General features: G+C 32.7%; 16 protein-coding genes and 1 pseudogene. 6 read left to right on the top strand and 11 right to left on the bottom strand.

The window, feature by feature from the left end; genetic code table 11:
* Positions 1–189 precede the first annotated feature (189 nt).
* The 11 genes from RT99_RS24605 to RT99_RS05470 all read right to left on the bottom strand — a co-directional run bounded on the left by RT99_RS24605 (position 190) and on the right by RT99_RS05470 (position 13,573).
* Positions 190–3,348: a T9SS type A sorting domain-containing protein gene (locus RT99_RS24605; protein WP_052483573.1), complete on the bottom strand. Its 3,159-nt coding sequence runs from the start codon at positions 3,346–3,348 to the stop codon at positions 190–192.
* 47 nt (positions 3,349–3,395) lie between these two features.
* Positions 3,396–4,157, bottom strand: coding sequence for a LytTR family DNA-binding domain-containing protein (locus RT99_RS05420; protein ID WP_042563725.1), 762 nt, complete (start codon positions 4,155–4,157; stop codon positions 3,396–3,398).
* Between the two features lie 94 nt (positions 4,158–4,251).
* Positions 4,252–6,186 carry a tetratricopeptide repeat protein gene (locus RT99_RS05425; protein ID WP_165587178.1) on the bottom strand — a complete coding sequence of 645 codons (1,935 nt, stop codon included), beginning with the start codon at positions 6,184–6,186 and terminating at the stop codon, positions 4,252–4,254.
* A 684-nt stretch (positions 6,187–6,870) separates the two neighbouring features.
* Positions 6,871–7,278, bottom strand: coding sequence for a response regulator (locus RT99_RS05435; RefSeq protein WP_042563728.1), 408 nt, complete (start codon positions 7,276–7,278; stop codon positions 6,871–6,873).
* A 1-nt stretch (position 7,279) separates the two neighbouring features.
* Positions 7,280–8,518, bottom strand: a complete 1,239-nt coding sequence (locus RT99_RS05440) for an ATP-binding protein (protein ID WP_042563729.1) — start codon at positions 8,516–8,518, stop codon at positions 7,280–7,282.
* A complete protein-coding gene (locus tag RT99_RS05445; protein WP_042563730.1) occupies positions 8,515–8,820 on the bottom strand; it encodes a circadian clock KaiB family protein in 306 nt (101 codons plus the stop codon). The genes RT99_RS05440 and RT99_RS05445 overlap by 4 nt, the downstream gene beginning before the upstream one ends.
* Positions 8,820–9,119 carry a circadian clock KaiB family protein gene (locus RT99_RS05450; protein ID WP_042563731.1) on the bottom strand — a complete coding sequence of 100 codons (300 nt, stop codon included), beginning with the start codon at positions 9,117–9,119 and terminating at the stop codon, positions 8,820–8,822. The genes RT99_RS05445 and RT99_RS05450 overlap by 1 nt, the downstream gene beginning before the upstream one ends.
* A 7-nt stretch (positions 9,120–9,126) precedes the next feature.
* Positions 9,127–10,800 (bottom strand): circadian clock protein KaiC, encoded by a 1,674-nt coding sequence (gene kaiC / locus RT99_RS05455; protein WP_042563732.1) that lies wholly within the window; start codon positions 10,798–10,800, stop codon positions 9,127–9,129.
* Between the two features lie 188 nt (positions 10,801–10,988).
* Positions 10,989–12,227, bottom strand: a complete 1,239-nt coding sequence (locus RT99_RS05460) for an RNA polymerase sigma factor (protein WP_042563733.1) — start codon at positions 12,225–12,227, stop codon at positions 10,989–10,991.
* Between the two features lie 162 nt (positions 12,228–12,389).
* Positions 12,390–12,734, bottom strand: a complete 345-nt coding sequence (locus RT99_RS05465) for a YciI family protein (protein ID WP_042563734.1) — start codon at positions 12,732–12,734, stop codon at positions 12,390–12,392.
* 386 nt (positions 12,735–13,120) lie between these two features.
* Positions 13,121–13,573, bottom strand: coding sequence for a carboxymuconolactone decarboxylase family protein (locus RT99_RS05470; protein WP_042563735.1), 453 nt, complete (start codon positions 13,571–13,573; stop codon positions 13,121–13,123).
* Between the two features lie 356 nt (positions 13,574–13,929).
* Here RT99_RS05470 and RT99_RS05475 point away from each other — a divergent pair, with 356 nt between their 5' ends.
* From RT99_RS05475 to RT99_RS05500, 6 genes and pseudogenes are all read left to right on the top strand, one after another.
* The gene (locus RT99_RS05475; RefSeq protein ID WP_042563736.1) at positions 13,930–15,393 is read left to right on the top strand and encodes a glycosyltransferase family 2 protein; all 1,464 of its coding nucleotides are present in this window, start codon (positions 13,930–13,932) and stop codon (positions 15,391–15,393) included.
* A 232-nt stretch (positions 15,394–15,625) separates the two neighbouring features.
* Complete coding sequence (locus RT99_RS05480; RefSeq protein WP_042563737.1) at positions 15,626–16,003, top strand: hypothetical protein; 378 nt, start codon at positions 15,626–15,628, stop codon at positions 16,001–16,003.
* A 131-nt stretch (positions 16,004–16,134) separates the two neighbouring features.
* Positions 16,135–16,516 (top strand): annotated as a pseudogene (locus tag RT99_RS05485) (IS1595 family transposase); the annotation flags it as partial.
* Between the two features lie 346 nt (positions 16,517–16,862).
* Positions 16,863–17,255, top strand: coding sequence for a response regulator (locus tag RT99_RS05490; RefSeq protein ID WP_042563739.1), 393 nt, complete (start codon positions 16,863–16,865; stop codon positions 17,253–17,255).
* 138 nt (positions 17,256–17,393) lie between these two features.
* Positions 17,394–18,836 carry an ATP-binding protein gene (locus RT99_RS05495; protein ID WP_042563740.1) on the top strand — a complete coding sequence of 481 codons (1,443 nt, stop codon included), beginning with the start codon at positions 17,394–17,396 and terminating at the stop codon, positions 18,834–18,836.
* A 4-nt stretch (positions 18,837–18,840) separates the two neighbouring features.
* Positions 18,841–19,269: a response regulator gene (locus RT99_RS05500; RefSeq protein ID WP_042563741.1), complete on the top strand. Its 429-nt coding sequence runs from the start codon at positions 18,841–18,843 to the stop codon at positions 19,267–19,269.
* Positions 19,270–19,371 lie beyond the last annotated feature (102 nt).

The raw sequence follows: 19,371 nt of genomic DNA on the forward strand, positions 1-19,371 counted from the left end.
ACGGGTGTCATAGCCCTGATAGAAGTGGAAATCCTTTTATTTTTTTTCTTTAAAAAAATAAAAGATTGAAACGGATAGCAGGAAATAGGTCCTAAAATTTTTCCTGAACTTAATTGATATACTTAAAAAGCCTCCCAAAATCTCTCGATTTCAGAAGGCTTTTTAAATGAAATACCTAAATTTATTTCTTTATTCTTTTATTACTTTTTCGACTTTCATGCCGTTTTCAGTTGTGATTCTGATGAAATAAAGTCCGTTTGCTTTGTTTGAAATATCAAGTGTTGTATTGTTGTTGCTTTCTATTTTTGTTTGCAGGATTCTTCCCTGAACGTCAAATAATTCGATGAGTTTTATAGTGTTGTCGCTATTAATATTGATATTTCCTTTTGTAGGATTAGGATATAATGCCACACTTTTATCAACTTCAAGATCTTTGGTTCCTAGATTTTTAAAAATAGTTTCGGCTTTATTGGTTTCAATTGGCGCGTTATAATCAAAGAAAATATCGGCTTGTTTTTCAACCTTGTCATTGGTAATCAGATCGTCCAGTGTTTTAATTTTAAATAAAATATTGCCATGATTGTTAACAGGCGGATCCTTTGCTGTAAGTTTTGCTTTTTTAGCCGTACCTAAATTGATGTTGGTAAAAATAAATTCAGCAACATTGCCGTGAATGTTTATTTGAGACGGATGTGAAGTATCTAATAATTGCAGCGAATTAATATCGTATTTGGTTGGATCGATCGTTACTTTTACCACTACATTCTCTGCAGGAGCCGTTCCTGTGTTCTCAAAATTGATTACATAATGTAAATACTCGCCAATGGTGCTCGGAGAAACATTTTTTCCTTCAAGACATTCAATATCATTAGGATCATAAGAACCTATCACAACCTGATTGTAATTAAATGTATTATCTGCGGGATTAAGATCGCCTGCAATTGGGTTTATTGTCGCTGTAAAATTCAATACATCATCTATATTTACGGGAGGCGTTTGTACGGGTGTGTTTACATTCAGTCCAAAATAATTACTTCTGCTTTCAAATGGAAGTAAGTTGTTGTAATTCCAGCCCAATAATCCCGGACTTTGCACATTTGGAGCCAAAGTTGCCAAACCATAATGCATTAAGTTTTGATTGTAGTTAAAATTAAAACTTCCGCTTGCGGTTTGATTTCCTTTGTTTCGAATCACGATTTCATACCAAGCAATAAAACCGGGCCTTGCAGGTACAATTGGCACAATAACAATTTCGATATCGCTTTGAGATCCGTTTGCGGTAATACAAAAATCCTGAGTTGCAACATGATTGTTACTATCTGCAAAAGAAAGCAACGGATTAATCGGAGAAATACTGAAAAGTGTTGGGTTTTCAAGATGTGGTGTTAGTGAAAAATTTCCTGCACCGGTATAAAAAACATATTTTCCGCTAGCTTTGGTAAAGGTTTCATTTTGCGTCGTGCCGTCATGAAGTCCAACTTTCAAATTTGGCTGTTTGGCATCTGAGGCATCACAACCATTGTTGTCAAGGTCAAAAGCAATTGTTCCTGTAATTGTATTGTAATTTCCGCCCGGCGTAAAAGAGCAATACGAGTTTACTTCTACATTTGATAAGCCTACGGTTAATAAATAGTTTTTTGTTGCAATAATATCTGCTTCGTCCTGACAAACAAAAGCCAGATTGGTATTGGCATTGCCTAAAAATAAAGTTTCCGTTTTTCCGTTTTTGGCAAAAATCATTTTAAGATTTGGATTACTGCTTGCAGATAAAGTCTGGAAATTTGTAAAACCAGAAAGATCAATGTTTTCTAAAGCACTTCCGTTTACGTTTAGCGTCATAATATTTGGCGAATCAGAGAAATCGATGGCTGTAATTGGTGTTTCAATACAAAAAACAGACGTTAAGGCACTGCAGCCCGAAAGGTTAAGAGAAGAAACAGTATTATAACTGCAATCGAGGCTTTTTAAATTGGTTAAACCAGCAACATTCAACGATGTTAACGGTGCTTTTTCAAGCGGTTTTCCACTTATAGAAAGTGTTTCAAGAGCTGTACAGCCCTGAACATTTATTGATGTTAATGCGGTACTAATATTACCAATATACTTTAGTGAACTGCAATTGGAAAAATCGGCAGCAGCAAGATTCGTATCAACTAATGAAACATTATTTAATGCCGTACAACCCGAAAGATTTAGATTTGTGGTTGGGTTTTCGCTTAAATCCAGAATTTCTAAATTTGTATTTCCGGAAAGATTTAACGACGGAATTTGATTTGATTTTAAAAAGGCATTTTTCAAATTTGTTGTTCCTGTTAAGTTTAAATTCGAAATAGCATTTGTCGAAGCCTGAACCTGTACAAGGTTTGGCGATGTACTTAAATTAAGTGCCGTTAATTGATTGTTGTTACAATTTAAATTGGTTAATGCGGTACAACCCGTAAGTGATAATGTTGTTAAGGCATTATTTGACACATTTATATCTTTTAAAGCACTACAGCCTGAGAGATTTAAGGAAGTAAGCGTATTATCCGGAAACAAGATATATTCTAAACTTGAACAGTTTGAAAAATCTGCGGTTGTTAATACTTTCGTTGAATTAAAGGCAGATTGCGGAAAATTAAGCAACGTACAACCCGCTGCATTTATTGAAGAAAGAGTGGTATTGTCTTCGATTAAAAAAGTAGTCAGTTTTGTTAAACCCGAAACGTTCATCGATGTTAACTGATTGTTTACGGCGTTGAAATATTCTACATTCGGACAGCCTGTTATATCCAGAGCTGTCAAAACATTATCTGCCACATAAAACTCTTTTAAAAGAGGAAGATTGCTGACATTAAAAGTAGAAAAATCTGGATTTTGCTGTGCGAGAATAGTCGTTTGCAAAGGATTATTTGAAATGTTTAAAGTTTCAAGTAAAGGATTTTCCATAAAAGATGCGCCTGTTAAAGCATTCATTCCGGAAACGGTTGCTGTTACTAAAGTTGGACTTTTTACAAAAAGCGTTTTTAAATTCGGCATTCCGCTTAAGTTAATCGATGTCACGCTGATTTCCCTAAAACCTAATTCGGTCACATTGGTAAAACCTTCAATTCCCTGAATGTTTGTTACTTGCGGAGCATTGGCGCCTTCTATCCAAAGTTTGTCAATTAAAGCCGCTTCAGAAACTTCGATCTCATTATTAAAATTAGTGTCTATTCTCGTAACGGGAACACCGCCAGAAGATGCTGTAAAATTATTTGCACCGCCATTTACCAGCATGGCCTTAAATGTAGTATCTGTAAAAGTAAGTATCTGGGCATTTACCAGACCGGTAAAAAGCAAGATCAGTAAGAGTAATTTTTTTCTCATAATTATTATGGTTTGAGTTGTTCGTTAGAAAATTTTGGGGATGATTTTTAAAGTGAATTGATTAATTCCTGCAGCTTTTCTTTTTTGCTTTGTGCAATCGGAATATTGGCATTATCCGCCATAATCACATATCCACCATCTGTTTTGATGTACGATTTGAGATACGATAAATTGATTAAATGCGATTGATGAATGCGTTCAAAACCGTGTTCTGCCAATAATTCTTCATATTCCTTAAGTGTTTTTGATATCAAAACAGGTTTGTGATTTTTGATGAAGAATTGGGTGTAATTTATTTTGGCTTCGCATCGAATAATATCCGAAACCTCAAATAAATGAATTCCGTCGCTTGTTGATAAGGCAATTCTCTTAAAATTATCGACTTTTTTACGGATGTTTTCCAATAATAAATCAATGTTTTCAAACGAATTATTTTTTCCCACTGCTTCTTTTATTTTGGCCATTGTAAGCTGCAGTTCTTCGGGATCAACAGGTTTTAGAATAAAGTCTAAAGCACTAAACTTAAAAGCTTTAAGGGCATATTGTTCGTGTGCGGTAATAAAAACAACATGCGATTTCAGTTTTCCGTTTGCTTTAGAAAGACGTTCCAGAATATCAAAACCGGTTCCGTCTGTTAAATGAATATCCAGAAAAATAACCTGCGGATTCAGTTTTTCTATTGCAGCGATTCCGGTTTTTACACTTTCGGCTTCGCCAACAATAAAAATATCATTTGTGTATCGTTCTAAAAGCGCTTTTAGTCCGGTTCGTAAATGCTTGTCATCGTCGATTAATAGTGCTGTTATCATGGTCGGTTATTTATGCTTTTTGAAATTGATTTTGAAATTGAAAATTGAAATTGCAATTGCCTTTTTGATATTGATATTGATATTGTTTTTCGAATTAAGACATATACTGAATTGGCAGGTATAAAGTAACTTTTGTCCCTGTTTTTTGTTGTGCCGAATTAAGTTCGATAATCTCTATTTTAGCCGATTTGGAAGTGATCGATTCCATAATCTTCAAACGCTTTTTTGTAATTTCCAACGCCATAGACTGATGTGCCGTAACGGAGTTTTCTTTTAAAAGTTTGGATTCTGATAAACCAATTCCGTCATCTGTAATCGTGCAGATTAATTGCTCTTTTTGAACATCAAAATTCACACTGATTTTTCCTTTTCCTTCTTTGGGAACCATGCCGTGCAAAATCGCATTTTCGACAAAAGGCTGAATCAATAAAGGAGGTAACCCCATATTAAACTCTACATTTTCTGTGGATTGAATTTCAAATTCAAACTTATCATGAAACCTAAGCTGTTCGAGTTCGAGATAATTCTGTAAACTTTCGATTTCTTTATCAATTGGAATCAATGAACCTTTTGAATATTCGAGCGTGAGACGCATTAATTTTGAAAATTTAGACAGATATTTTAAAGCGGAATCAGTTCCGTTCTGGACAATAAAACTCGAAATCGAACTCAGACAATTAAAAACAAAATGCGGATTCATTTGTAAATGCAGTGCTTTCTGTTCGTATTCGGCTACTTCTTTTTTAAGTGTGAGCTGTCGTTTAACCTGCATTCTGTTATAAATTACAATACTTAAAACAATTAATAACAATATTGCCAAGATAGAAAAGATAACGAATTGCGTTTCTCTTTTATGTTTTTCAAAAAGTAAAGCTTCTTTTTTCTTAAACTCGTAATTCATTTCTGCACGGGCAAACTTCATGTTAATTTCTTGATTTTGAATGCTGTCACGTGAGCTTACGTAATTTTTGTAATGAGTTAACGCTAATTTTGTTTCATTTAATGATTCATACAATTCGCTTAGCAGCTTTTCGGTATGATAGGTTTGATCTTGTACGCCAATTTCTTTTGCATACTTTAATGATTTAAGTGCGAAAGAAAGTGCTTCGTTATATTTTTTCTGTTTTTGTAATAATAAACCAATATTGTACAGAGCAAGCGAAGCCCCAAATTTATTCTGAATTTCCTCGTATAATGTTAGTGATTCCTGATAATAACCAAGTCCCACAGAAAGATTATTTTGTTTGGTATAATAATCTCCCAAATAATTATTTAAAAGTGCAGATCCGCGTTTGTTATTGTTTTTTTCGAAACCTTTTTCTGCTTTTTGATAATATTCAATGGCATTTTTGTAGTTGCCCAATTCAAAATAAATTACACCAATATTAGTCAGCGTCATGGGCGCATTTTGCTCGCCAAGAGCGATTTGTATTTTAGAAGCTTCTTTGAGATAATGCAAAGCTTTAGGATAAATTTGCTGTGATTTATAAAGGACTCCCATGTTATTGAGAACTTTAGAAATGCTTTGCTCTTCCTTAATTTCCTGATATAGTAACAAAGCCTGTTCGTAATTTTTCAACGATAAGAGATAATTGCTTTGTTCTGAATATACTACACCAGAACTTGCATAAGCTCTTGCCAGACCTTTTTTATATTGTTTTTGATCAGGATTTTGGTTGAGACATTTTTGAAATTCGGTTTGCGCTTTTTTAAAATATTGTAGGGCAGCAGGATAATTGCCCAGAATGATAGAGGCATTTCCTTTGTTGTTATAAGCAGTTGCAAGACCAAAATTATATCCTGTTTTAGTACTTAAAAAGGCTGCTTTTTGAGCATAAAATAAAGTGGAATCAGTATCAATTTCCTTATATAAATCAGCGATTGCATTATAATGATTAACTTTTGAAGTATCTATTTTGGTAACACGCAAAATGCGCTGCAAACTATCGATCTGACTATTTTGAGCATTTGTAATACCGCCAATAAAACTGAGCAATAAGAAAATGGTTAAACGTAATTTTAGATTCACCTGGTTTGGTTTTTTGGTTGTTGTGAGACAAATGTATAATTTGTTTTCAACTATCATAACACCAATTATTATTTACACCGTTTTGATTATTATTTGAATGTTTTGGATTATTTGAATGTTTAAGGAAGATGAGAAATGTTTTAAAAACATATAGAGTTTATAAATTTGGGTGTAAATTTTACTCCAAAGTTCGCTATCCTGAAGCCTCGGGATACGCAAGGTGCACAAAGTTTATTTATTTCACGCAGATTTAAAAAGATTAAAGCAGATTGTACAGATTCAAGAAGATAATTTTAAAATTAAATCTGCTCAAATCTGTAGAATCTGTGTGAAAAAAAATCATTTTAATCTTTTAATCTGTGGCTTTAGATATTATTTCAAAGTAGTTTTAATCGCACTACAGCTTGCAAAATTGAATTTTTGGGGAAGATGAGAAATAATTTAAAACTTGTGAGTATAAAATTGAGCTTAATTTTATCGCAAAGTGCGCTAAGGTTTGCGCAAAATCAGGCCAACTTATTTCTCGCGAAGTCGCAAAGTTTATTTATTTCACGCAGATTTAAAAAGATTAAAGCAGATTGTACAGATTCAAGAAGATAATTTTAAAATTAAATCTGCTCAAATCTGTAGAATCTGTGTGAAAAAAAATCATTTTAATTTTTTAATCTGTGGCTTTAGATATTACTATTGCTGTTCGATAATTTTAATAATTTGTTTGGGAATTTCTTCAAAACCTTCAATAGAATAGGGTTTAATGAGGTAACCTTTTATACCAAGTAAATCGCATTTTTCCTTATAAGCAGGATTTATACTCGTCGAATAGATAAAACACGGAATACTTTTTAATGTTTCGGTATTTAAAATTTGCTGTAGCGCTTCAATACCATCGATTATAGGCATATTGATATCGGTAAGAATAACGTCGGGAGTTTCGTTGGAAGTGTTTTTTAAATAATTTAAAAGTTCTTCGCCATTTGACACTAAGCTAACTTTATCAAAATCAGGGTTTTTATTAAAGATTTCAGAGATTACATCGGCGTCATCTTCGTCATCTTCGGCAATAATAATATGTAGATTGTTCAATTTTGTCATTTTATATTGGAAAATAAAGATTAAATGTGGTGCCTTGATTGAGAGTACTTTCTACAGTTATATTCCCGGAGTGATTTTCCATGATCTTTTTGCAAATGGCAAGGCCAATACCATTTCCGGAATATTCATTCTTAGCATGTAAACGCTGGAATATTGTAAAAATTTTGAGCAGATGATTTTTTTCCATTCCAATCCCGTTATCCTTTATTTGAATTTTTACAAATTTATCAGCAGATTCAAAATCCTCAATTTGAAAAATTTGTATAACAGGAGGAATATCTTCTTTACTGTATTTAATTGCGTTTGAGATTAAATTAGAAAAAAGTTGTCGCATTTGCACTTTTGAAGCTTGCAATACAGGCAGTTTTCCTATCTCAAAATTAGCTTTTTTATCATTAATAATAATTTCCAAATCCTCATTAACTTCAGTAATTATTTCAACCAGGTTTACCTGTGTACGCTCTTCCTGTTTAGTATGTGAGGAATAATTTACCAAATCATCCACGAGAGAATTTAATCTTAAAGCAGATAATTTCATTACGTTCAGATATTTAGTGTCTGTTTCTGAAAGATCTGTTTTGTTGATTCTTTCATTATACATTACTATTTTTCTAAGCGGTTCTTTAAGATCATGAGATATTACATGAATAAACTCTTCAAGATTTTTATTGATGCGGTTTAATTCGTTGATTTTTTCCTCAAGATCTTTTTGATGCTGTATTAAAGCATTTTCATGTTTTTTCTTTTCAGTTAAATCTGTTACTACAATACCAAGTCCCTGTACAGAAGGCTCAAGATCAGTAACTGATATGGAGGCAGGAAAAGTCTTTGTGCTATAATTGGTTTTAAATAAAATTTCATGCGTCGAAATACCATATTTCAGTGCTTCAATAAGAGAAACTAAGTGGTCAGGATTATTAAAATATTCCTGTAAATAGTTACCAATTATTTTTTCTGAAGGCACGCCTACAAGTTCAGAAAAATAATCATTACAGTACAAGATCAAACCATTACGTGAAATACTCAAAGCACCCTGCCTGAATTTTTCAATTAAAAGCCTGAAAGTGTAATCTGCAGTTTCAAGAGAATAAAGCTGCGGAATCCCGTTAGTATTAACGACTAATGCATCAACATCTCCTACTTTTATGGCCTCAACAATACTATTAGACTCATGAAGTTCTTCTTTTAATGCTGCTATCTCTTTTAATAAAGATTCGATATGTTTGTTGTTATCGCTCAAATTTGTTCCCTTAAGTTTAGTATTTGTAATACTTTTTCCCTGTCTGACAAATCACCTAAAATGATTCTTCTTGGTGCAGGACCTATCTTAATCAATGTTGGTATGGCTACAATTTGATGTATTACGGCCTGTTCTGTATCCCGACTTATATCTATAATTTCCAGTTCGAAATTACCGGCGAGATATTTATCACATATTATTCGTAAATTTTCAATTGCATGCCCTGATTTTACAGACATACCCGAAACAAAAAGCATAAACTTATGTTTTTCCGGTTTTGTAACATCAGATGAGTTGCTCATTATAACACTTTTAAAGGTTTAATATTGAGCCCCACCAAAACTCTTTCTTCATTAGAAAGATCCCCAATTATTTTACGAATTGGTTCAGGAAATTTTCTGACCAACGTAGGAACGGCGAGGATTTGATCTCCTTCGGCCAACTGCGGACTTTTAAGTAAGTCTATAATTTCGATACTATATTTACCCGCCAAATATTCTTCGGCGTATTTTTTTATATTTTCGAGTGCTTTAATCGACTTTGGTGTCTGACCTGCGATATATAGCAACAATTGCCATTCGGCTACAGTTTCTTTTTTCATTTTATTGCTATTTTTTTTTAGGATTCAGTTTTTCCTGCAATTCTTCTGTTGCTTTTAAGATACTTAATTCTTCTTCTGCCGATTCAAATTCGTTTCGAAGTGCTTCAATATTAGCTTGAAGTACTTTGCGTTTACGCTCAATTTCACGGTCTTTTCTGCTTATTTCGTTTTGCAGTTTAATATCTGAAATTGTTTTTTTGAACAAATATGATTTTCTCGCTGATCCTGTCAATATTCCCTGCGGACCTAATTCTATATCAAGCAGTTCAATTCCTTTATTTGTAATAACAAATTCTCTAACCTGATTAGAATGTCCCATTCCTCTGGCTTTTACAATAAAAATTCCTCGGTTTCTTTCGCCAATTCCTTCCATGTCGCGCACCGTAATCCAGGTATCGACTAAAGACGATACAGATTCTTCGGCAAGATCAGGTCTGAAATTGTCTGTTTGTTTGTTTAAAGAAGTAAAAAGTGCCGTAATATTATTTGCTTTTAGCATATCTATGAGCCTCACCAGCATCGAACGAACTTCCTGCTCGCTGCCAACATTAATAAGATTACTTATAGGATCGATTACTATTGTAGTTGGTTTAAAATCTTTGATAAGTTTTCGTAGTGTAAGCAAATGCAGCTCAAGACCATTTAAGGATGGGCGGGAAGAATGAATTTGCAGATTGCCTTTTTTGATATATTTTCCAAGATCAACACCTATAGATTTCATATTACGAACCAATTGCTGTGGTGATTCTTCAAAGGCAAAATAGATAACACGCTCGTTATTTTCACATTGTTTATTGGCAAAATAACATCCAACCGTTGTTTTTGCTGTACCTGCAGTTCCGGAAACCAATATATTGCTTCCTCTATAAAATCCACCACCCTGAAACATACTGTCTAATCCGGGCACTCCCGTAGGAATTACATCCGAAGAAACTTCATTATTCAGTTTTAATGATGTGATAGGCAATACCGAAATTCCGTCCTCATCAATTAAAAAAGGATATTCATTGGTACCATGTGTAGATCCGCGGTATTTTACAATTCGCATTCTTCTGGTCGAAACCTGTTCGATAACACGATGGTCTAAAACGATAACACAATCCGAAACATATTCTTCCAGTCCCTGACGTGTAAGTGTTGCTTCTCCGCGTTCACCTGTAATAATTGCTGTTACGCCTTTGGTTTTAAGCCAATGAAATAATCTTCGTAACTCAGCTCTAAGAATCCCCTGATTGTCAAGACCTGCAAATAAGGATTCGATCGTATCCAAAACCACTCGGGTTGCTTTTATCGAATCGATGGCATGTCCTAATCTTATAAATAAACCGTCGAGATCATATTCTCCGGCTTCTTCAATTTCCGATCTTTCAACTCTTACATAATCCACTACAAGCTTTTTATCTGCTTTTAGTTTTTCGAGGTCAAAACCAAGTGATTTGACATTTAATGTAAGATCATCCGAAGGCTCTTCAAAAGACATGAAAACTCCGGGTTCGTTATATTCTGTAATCCCTTTAATAAGGAACTGCATAGATAACAATGTTTTTCCGCAACCCGCACCACCGCAGACTAAAGTTGGTCGTCCTTTAGGAAATCCACCATCAGTAATCTCATCCAGGCCATCTATTCCTGAAGGAGTTTTTGGGAAAATAAAACTATGTGATTTTGTTTGTTTTTGCACGATATAAAATATTCTGTTTACTCAAATATACGTTTTCCTACAATATTTAACATTAACATTTATTAAAGATTTAACAGCTGTTTAAATAATTTTGAGGTCATTATTTTAAAAAAAACTGTCATATTCACGAACAATAAATGATAATGCAAATACTCTCGAATTACTATTGAAATTAAGAATTTTTTGAATCAAAAAAAAGAAAGCTGAAGAATATTTTTATTGATGATATTTTTTTCGGTAATTGTTTTGGCTAAGCTAAGAGCAGTTTCAAAATGCTGATGCGCTTTTTTATTGTCAACATCAGTATATAAATTTCCCAGTAAAGAATAATAGAAATGATTATCGGTTAAATTGAGTTTTTCGGCTTCAATAATTGCTTCTTTTTTACCATTTACTTTTGATAAGGCAAAAGTGCGGTTTAAAGCCACAATTGGTGAATATTCTAAAATAATCAGATTATTGTACAATTCCAGAATATGCTGCCATTTTTCGGGAGAATCTTTTTTCTGTGTATGCCAGTAGGCAATTCCGGCTTCGAGATGGTATTTAGAAAGTTTGTTTCCTGACGAAGATTTGCTCAAAAAATAAGTTCCTTTATCGATCAGTTCCTGATTCCAAAGTAATTCATCCTGATCCTGATATAAAATAATTTCTCCATTTTCTGAAGTTCGCGCTTCAAATCTTGAAGAATGAAAACACATCAAAGCCATTAAAGCATTCGTTGCAGGTAAATTGGTACTTTCATTCTGAATCAATAAATAGGTGAGGCGCATCGCTTCGGCACAAAGATCTTTGCGTAAAGTAGTATTTTGCGATGTAGAATAATAACCTTCAGAATACAGCAGATAAATCGTTTTTAAGACCGTCTCAATTCGTTCGTTAATTTCTGCCGAATTGGGATGCTGAATTTTAATGTTTTCTTCTTTGAGTTTTTCCTTGGCACGATTGATTCTTTTGTAAATTACTTCTTTATTAGATAAAAAAGCATCTGATATTTCATTGATTCCAAAACCGCATAATAAGTTTAGCGCCAATGCAATTTGAGCTTCATTTGAATTACAAGGATTACAAACTGTAAAAATCATTGCCAATTGGCTATCGGCAATATTTTGTTCCGATAAATCAATTTCTGTTTCCGGATTATTAAGAGGTGTGTTGTATTTTATTTCGGTTGCAATTTTCTTTTCAAAAACATCATTTCGTTTAAAATAATTCTTGGTTTTATTTTTCGCAACCGTATAAAGCCAGGCAGTCGGATTATCCGGAATTCCTTTTATTGCCCAGGTTTCTGTTGCGGCCAGAAAAGTATCGCTCACAATATCTTCGGCAATTTCGATATGATGAATACCAAACAGATTACTAAGTACCGAAACTATTTTCTGATATTCTGTTCTGAATAAATTTGGTATGAGTTCTTTTTCCATCATAAATATAAAATTTCAAATTTTTTAAATCCCAAATTCCAACATAAACTGCGGTTATTGTAACCGTAAATCTTTGTCAAAGTTTAAAACTTTGACAAAGATGCCTAAACTCTTAAAAAAATTCCAGTCTTCTATAATTGGAATTTGGAATTTAAAATTTGGAATTTAACTATTCACCGCCATTCTAATCTCCACATTTCCGCCTAAATTCAAAACAGGGCAATTTTGTGCGATTTCGGCAGCTTCGTCATAATCCTTTGCTTTTACAGTAATCATTCCGCCAATAGATTCTTTGATTTCTACGTACGGACCATTTGTTACGTTTTTGTTATTGGTTACAATTTTCCCTTGTCCGTCCCAGCGTTGTAAGGGTCTTGCCAGTTTATCTTGTGCAGCCAGACTTCCGAACCAATTTTGCCATTGCTGAAAATGCTGTTGCATTTCTTCCGGAGAAGGCTGTATTTCTTTAGTTGTAAAATCTCTTCTGAAAATTAATAAAAACTCGTTCATTGTTTTATGTTTTTAAATTAAAAATTTAGAATTCAATATTAAAAATCTTTTTAATAACTATGTATTGAATATTTTTTCACGCAGATTTAAAAAGGATTTAAGCAGATTCAGGCAAATAATTTTCCAAACTTAAATCTGCTTAATCTACCAAATCTGCGTGAAATATTTTTTTTCAACGTAATCTTTGGCTTATATTTTTTATGCAGATTTAAAAAGGATTTAAGCAGATCTACTCAGATAATTATCCAATTTAAATCTGCTTAAATCTGCAGAATCTGCGTGAAATAAAATTTTTATTTATGTTTGAATAATTTAGACAAAGACTGTTTTTACATTGAAGACATAAATTTACTATTTTACCTCATATAAAAAACAGCTTGATTTATTTATCCAAATTGCCCAACTCTGTAAGAACCTACATTGTTTGGAAAAGCAAGATTTAAACGGTTCCATGTATTGATTGTTGTAATAGCCAAAGTAAGATCGATCAATTCTTCATCAGAAAAGTGTGCTTTTGCATCATTATAAACATCATCAGATACATGACAAGCGGTTACGGCTTCTGCATAGGCAAGAGCGGCTCTTTCTTTATCTGTATAAAAAGGAGTTTCTCTCCATGCACTTAAACCAAACAAACGTTGTGGGGTTTCGCCTGCCGCCAAAGCTTCTTTTGAATGCATATCCAGACAATAAGCACAACTATTGATTTGTGATACTCTAAAATCTACTAAATCGATAAGTGATTTTTCAAGACCTGATTTTTTTAAATAAACAGTAATTCCAAATAAAGGAGTTAATGCTTTTTGACCTTTTTCGAATAAATTAATTCTAGTTTCCATTGTGTATAATTTTAAATGTTATACCCTAATGACAACCGAGCTTTCAGAATTGGACAAATTTTCAGAAAAAAAATAAAAAAATATTTCAAACGACATTTTTGATAGGAACAAAATACGGTTTTAATTCTAAAATTACCTGTGTTTACTAGTGTGTAAAGTGTATACTGTACCCTGATTTGTGTAAAATTTACACACAAGCTTTTATCGCGAAACCAGGTAAACAGCTCTATAACAGCGAAAAAGCATAATGGCATAAGGGTTGCTTACTGAGATAATGTGATTCTGTATACAATTTTAATAAAACAGGGTACAATTTAATTAAAAGCCATTTCAGATAAAAAATAAAGTAGACAAACATGGAAAGTGAAACAATTATCTCAAAACAATTTTATTCTTCAAGTGACACCAGTAATGTAGAACAAACTTTAAAAAGTTCCATTTTTCGCATTAATAACGACACTACCACTAAAAATATTGCACGAACATCAAACCCATTAAATTTATTTGTACTTGCGGGTACTTTTATCTTAATGTTTGCAGGTGCTTTTGCAGTTTATCTATTACAAGACGACTTTGATCAGTTTCAATTAGACAGAATCAATTCAACATGGGGTTATCCTTTTTTAATTGTAACCATATTATTGTTTTTCTTTCAAATAGGAGCTTTTCTTTATAATGTATATTTATTTTTCAAATACAAACCAATCGAATCAGTTAGTGATGAATTATTGCCAACAACTACCATAATTGTTCCTGCCTACAACGAAGGAAAATTAGTTTGGGATACTTTATTGAGTTTAGCAAACAGCGATTATCCAGAAGAGAAAATGCAGTTATTGGCTATCGATGATGGTAGTAAAGATGATACATGGTATTGGATGCAGCAGGCAAAAATTAAATTGGGAGATCGTTTAACCATTTTTCAACAGCCTGAAAACAGAGGAAAACGTCACGCACTTCACCGTGGGTTTGAATTAGGAACAGGAGAAATCTTTGTAACTGTAGACAGCGATTCTATCGTAAAAACAGATACTTTACGAAATTTAGTGAGTCCGTTTGTTAAAAATGAAAAATGTGGGGCAGTTGCAGGAAACGTTCAGGTTTTGAATAATAAAAAAGCGATTCTTCCTAAAATGTTAAACGTAAGTTTCGTAATGAGTTTTGAATTCATGCGTTCTGCAGAAAGTATGTTAGGATCTGTACTTTGTACTCCTGGTGCTGCTGCAGCTTATCGTAAAACAGCTGTTTTTGGATGTCTTGACGAATGGATCAACCAAACTTTTATGGGACAGCCTTCGGATATTGGAGAAGACCGCGCTATGACAAACATGATTTTAAAACAAGGTCACCACGTATTATTTCAGCGTAATGCTACGGTTTTAACAAATGTTCCCGAAGAATACACAGGTTTATACAAAATGTTCATTAGATGGGCAAGAAGTAATGTGCGTGAGAATATCATGATGTCGAAATTTGTTTTTACAGATTTTAGAAAAGGATCAAAATTCGGGTCAAGATTATTATTTGTAAGCCAATCAACAAAAATGTTAATGTCTTATCCATTTTTAGCCTTCATGTTCTTTTTTATTGCCATTCACCCGGTATTGTTTTTGAGCTCTACATTATTAAGTATATTAATCGTATCTAGTTTTCCGGTGTTCTTTTATGCAAAAAGATATAATTTAAGAGAATCACTTTGGGCATATTCATATAGTCTTTTTTATACCTTCAGTTTATTCTGGATCACACCATATGCAATTGCAACAGCAAATAAAAGAGGCTGGTTAACACGTGGTTTAACCGAACAAAAAATAAAATAAAAACTCTAAATAAAAACTGCATTAAAATTAGAATAGATTATTTGTTTGAAAGACTCCTGCTGATAAAGTAGGAGTTTTTTTATGGAGTTAAAGTATTACAATAGAATTATGAATTATTGAATAAAAAAAATAACCCAAGGTACGTAAAGCGGATAATTATATAGGAATGGATCTATAATTTTGCATCAAATCCTAACAAAAGGTTTCAAATACCCAATCTAAAAAAAATACCATGTCTGATTTTTTAAAACAATTTGGAGCAGATCTTCAAAAAAATGTACCAGGTTTTATTGCAGTCTCTGTAGCTGAAATTAAAAGCGGAATATCATATCACTCACAATCTGTAGTGGCTGATTTTGATCCTGAATTAGCATCTGCCTATAATCTTGAAGTAGTTAAAGCAAAGATGAATGCCATAAAAGCACTAAGTCTGGAAGGACAAACAATTGATAATGTAATGATCACCCTAACATCTCAAATTCATATTATTGATGTATCAGATAATGGAGATTATTTTATCTATCTGGCAGTAGATTCTACAAAGGCAAATTTAGGAATGACAAAATCTATTCTGAATAAATACAAAAAAGAAATTGAAGAAAAATTGTAATACTATTTTTTAGTATTGAAAAGGGAATATCAGTTGGCGTATTCCCTTTTTTTTGCCTAAAATTCAAATATTAATAATGCTGCTTTATTCGGATTGATTTATATTTAATGCGTAAAACATAAATTGTATAAATGGAGTTACGTAAGTTTTTTGAAAAATATCCTGATGAAGAAACCTGTATCGAAGAATTTAAAAACAAACGTCTAGAAAGCGGTTTGGGTTGTAAAAAATGCGAACATAACCAACACACTTTTCGAAGAACTGATTTAAAATTTCAGTGCAGAAAATGTGGCACTCGAATAGGACTTCGTTCTGGAACCGTGATGGAAAATTCAAATTTACCATTTAGGCACTGGATGATTTGTATTGAATTGATGACACTTTCAAAACGAAAATTTTCGGCATTACAAATTCAATATTTATTAGGGCACAAACGCTATGAACCAATTTGGTTAATGGTTCAGAAAATTCATCTCGTCATGCGCTCAAGAGATAAAAAATACAGATTAAAAGCTTATGCTGATTTTGACAGCGAATTTTTGAAAGAAATAGAAAAAAACAGCATTCTTCAAAAAAGAAAGAACAGCGATATTTAGTAAAAAACCAAAAAAAACTATAAAATTTATTCTTTTAGTAAAATCAGGAATTATTTACAACTAAATGTTCTGTGGAGATATTTATTTCGCCCGTTAATAGTTGTATTAATAATTAAATTATTACATTTGGTAAGAGGCAATAAGCATAAAACGTTATTTATTGGCATCATGAATTTTTTATAAAGTAATGCTTAAGTAATACCACAAAATATTAGGAAAAAACATTAGAATGTTGTCTAATAAATTCCAAAAATTTAAAACCAATGGCATATAAAAAGTTTCTCCAAATCGATGACGATTTAGATGATTGCGAATTGTTTATGGAAGCACTTAATGCGGTTTCTCATTCCTCATACACAGGAATAAATGATCCTGTAGAAGCTTACCAAAAGCTTTTAATGATGGAAATAAAACCAGACGTAATTTTTCTTGATCTCAATATGCCTGTTATGTCCGGTTTAGAACTTTTGACCGAAATAAAAAAACAGGACGTACTACAGCAAATTCCAATTATTATTTTTTCGACTTCACAGCTTGAAGATATTAAACGAGAAGCAAAACAGCTTGGGGCACATGATTATATTTCGAAACCAAATAATTTTAACGACTTAAAACAAATTTTAAGAAAGTATGCTTACGAATCAAAGCATTCCTGAATTTTTAGTTTCTTCGAATTATATGATTTTACTCAAAACAGATAACTTAAAAAACTAAGTACAGCTATCTGTTTTTTTTTACTATTTTTATTTACAGAAATAAGTCAAGAGTAATCTATGTATGTTTAATTTTCGAAAATGAAATTATCCACCCAAATCCTTTTAGCATTTACACTCATAATTTTGCTCTCTGTTGCAGACTCATATACCAATTATATGATGTCAAAAAAAGTGCAGTTAAACTCTCATTTTCTATCCAGGTCAGAAGAAATAATCCGTACTTCAAACAAAACCCATAAAGCGATTATAGAAATGCAAAGTGCCTTTAGAGGTTATTTGCTTACAGATGATCGTGTTTTTTTAGATTCTTATTTTAGAGGTCTTAAAATTGTACCGCTTTTAGTAAATGAGCAAAATTTGCGTATTGGTAATGATAATTCGCAGCGCGTTATTTTTGATTCGATTAATACGCTCCATAATAATTGGCTTCATTATTCTGAAAAACTCATTCAGGCCAGAAAACAAAATCCTAATTCTTTTAATAATTTCTTCGAAAATTCACTAAAAAAACACATCGGTAAAAATATCAACGATGAAATCTCCAAAAAGTTCACAAGATTCGACCGAATAGAATATAAAAGAAGAAAACATCATAGTGAAGAGTTACTTATTTCTCTCAGGCACACCCGAATTTTTTCTCTCATTTTCCTCACTTTGACTATTATAGTAGGGATTTCCAGCACGCTTTATATCATGGAAATTACGACCAAACGAATTTCTTCGATGGTTAGTCTCGCCGAAAATATTTCTAAGGGAAAATTCACAAGTATTGAAGATACCAGAAATGATGAATTAACGGCTTTGGCATCATCATTAAACAGTATGTCCGGCAAACTTGATAAAAACATCCACGAACTTAAAAACAGAAACGCCGAACTTAATAAGTTTGCTTATGTCGTTTCTCACGATTTAAAAGCGCCCATACGCGGAATTCATAACGTAATAACCTGGATTGAAGAAGATTTGGATGGAGAACTTTCTCCCGAGTTAAAAAGATATTTAGCTATTATTCCGCAGAAAACCAGAAGAATGGAAGCCCTAATTAATGGTTTGTTAGATTATGCACGACTAAATATTAAAGTTCCGCCAGAACACATTGATACCAACAATCTGGTGCATGAAATTGCAGATTCGATTGTGCCAAGGAATTTCAAATTAGAAATAGGGCATTTGCCTGAATTATTTACAGAACGAATAAAACTCGAACAGGTTTTTGCTAATCTAATTAGTAATGCCGTAAAATATACCACCCGCGAAGATGCCGTAATTGAAATTAGCTGCAGAAAATATTCTCATTTTTATGAGTTTTCGGTAAAAGATAACGGGATTGGTATTGCAATAGAATACCATCAAAAAATATTTGAAATATTCCAGACACTTCGCGAACAAAACGAGCAGGAAAGCACAGGCGTGGGACTTGCAATTGTTAAAAAAATTATCGACGATCAACAAGAACATATTATTGTGATCTCTAAAGTTGGAGAAGGTACAGAATTTATTTTTACCTGGAGAAATAGTTAGAATTATGAAAAAGCCGACCATTTTATTAGTAGAAGATGATGAACTCGACATTATTAGCGTAGAAAGATCATTAAAAAAATTAGAAATTGAGTATGAACTTCATTCCGCTTACAACGGTATCGAAGCCTTAAAACTGTTGCGCGATCCGGACTTAAACCTGAATCCGCAAGTGATTCTTTTGGATATTAACATGCCCAGAATGAACGGAATAGAGTTTTTGAAAGTGCTTCGGGAAGATGAAAAACTGAAAAATTTGAAAGTTTTTATAATGACCACTTCTTCTGAAGGAGAAGATCGGTTTGCGGCAGAAAAACTGGGAATTTCTGGTTATATCATAAAACCTCTAAATTATAATGACAATACCAAAAGATCAGATTCTATGGATGCTTTTGTGCAATTTCATTTAAGGAAGATTTTGATTGAAAGCATGTGAGGAGTTCGATGTTAGGCGTTAGAAGAAAGAAGCAAGATTTTAGAAGAAAGATTTTAGAACAAAGAAGCAAGATTTTAGAGAATAGTTATAAGCTATAAACAA

This window comes from Flavobacterium sp. MEB061, from assembly GCF_000834715.1.
Lineage (GTDB): Bacteria > Bacteroidota > Bacteroidia > Flavobacteriales > Flavobacteriaceae > Flavobacterium > Flavobacterium pectinovorum.